The 1,504-nt window shown below is 72.8% G+C and carries 2 protein-coding genes; one reads left to right on the top strand and one right to left on the bottom strand.

Annotated elements, in window-relative coordinates; all coding sequences use genetic code 11:
- Positions 1 to 829 (top strand): glycoside hydrolase family 43 protein (locus AB0G02_RS36995; protein ID WP_360804194.1); only part of this gene is annotated, 829 nt, incomplete at its 5' end.
- A gap of 62 nt (positions 830 to 891) precedes the next feature.
- On the opposite strand, the gene AB0G02_RS36990 is transcribed toward AB0G02_RS36995, so the two are convergent.
- Positions 892 to 1,504: LysR substrate-binding domain-containing protein (locus AB0G02_RS36990; protein ID WP_360804191.1), on the bottom strand; the 613-nt coding region annotated here is incomplete at its 5' end.

Below are 1,504 nucleotides of genomic sequence, written 5' to 3'. Positions count from 1 at the left end.
AGACCGCGTTGCTGCTCGCTGCCATGAGCGCGTTGATCGTGGCACCCACGTGCTGGAGAGCGCCGGATCCGATCCGATGGGCCCCTACACCTACCGGGGCATCCTGGACCTGATGCCGGACAACGGGTGGGCGATCGACGGCGCGGTGCTCAAGCTCAACGGCGCGCTGTACCTCACCTACTCGGCGATCCACGCGGACGGGCTGCAGTCGCTCTACATCGCGCCGCTGTCCAACCCGTACACCGCGGCGGCGTTCGGCACCCGGATCTCCGCGCCGACGTCGGCGTGGGAACAGCAGGACGGCGCGGTCAACGAGGGCCCGTTCGCGCTGCAGCGGGGTGATCGCACGTTCCTGACCTACTCGGCCAGCCACTGCAACGGCCCGAACTACAAGCTGGGCATGCTGGAGTACCGGGGTGGTGACCCGCTCGCGGCGGCGTCCTGGTCGAAGTTCCCCGACCCGGTCTTCCAGCGCAACGACGCGGCCGGCGTGTTCGGTCCGGGGCACCCCTCGTTCTTCACCTCGCCGGACGGCACGGAGACCTGGATCGCCTACCACGCCAACTCCTCGGCCTCCGAGGGCTGCGGCACCACCCGCACCACGCGGGTCCAGAAGATCTCCTGGAACGCCGACGGCACCCCCGACCTCGGCGTGCCCGTCTCGACCGACACCGTCCTGGCGGGACCTTCCGGCGAGGAGAGCCCGACCCGGCGGGCGCACGTCCGCAACCAGCACGGCAACCTGTGCCCGGACGACCACGACCTCGTCACCACGCCCGGTGCGGAGGTCCGGCAGTGGACCTGCGACGGGACGGCCGCCCAGCGGTGAATCGGCACCGGGAACCAACCCGGGACTTCTTCCGATCCCTGCGGCACGCCCGGTCGCGAGCGCTACTCGGTCAGGTCCGCCGCGACCGCGTGGAAGACCTGGACCAGCGCGTCGACCGGGCCGGGGACGGGGCCGGGCAGGCGTGCCAGCACGACCCGGCGCTGTTCGGTCGAGTCGACGACCTGGAGCACCCGGACGCCAGGGGGCACGGCGGCGGTGAAGGTGGCGGGCACCGTGGTGATGCCGGCACCCGCCGCGACCAGGCTCAGCTTCGCCAGCCAGTCGCGGGCGGTGTGGGCGGTCGAGGGGCGTTCGGCCAGGCCCGGCCACACCCCCAGCTCGTGCGCGCCCGTGCCGGCGATCCACCGCTGCCCGAGCAGGTCCTCCTGCGTCACGGCCGCCCGTGCGGCGAGGGGGTGGGTCGAAGGGACGGCGACGCGCAGGCTCCGCTCGACCAAGGTCATGACCCGCAACGCGGGCGACTCGGCGTCGAACGGCCGGAACGGCGGTGCCGTCGCCAGCTCCGCCAGGTCGACCGTTCCCGCGCGCAGGGCCTTCACCAGGGCTGGTGTGCCACCCTCGCGGCTCGTGACGGTGATCGTCGGGTGCTTGCGGCTCAACGCCGCGTTGGCGCGCGGCACGAGCACGGCACCGGCGCTGGTGGACCAGCCGAGC

Origin of the sequence: Actinosynnema sp. NPDC023658, from assembly GCF_040639995.1 — a bacterium.
In the GTDB taxonomy this organism is placed as follows: Bacteria; Actinomycetota; Actinomycetes; order Mycobacteriales; family Pseudonocardiaceae; genus Actinosynnema.
The sequence above is the reverse complement of the archived record's forward strand: the minus strand, read 5'-3'. Positions and strand labels throughout refer to the sequence as shown.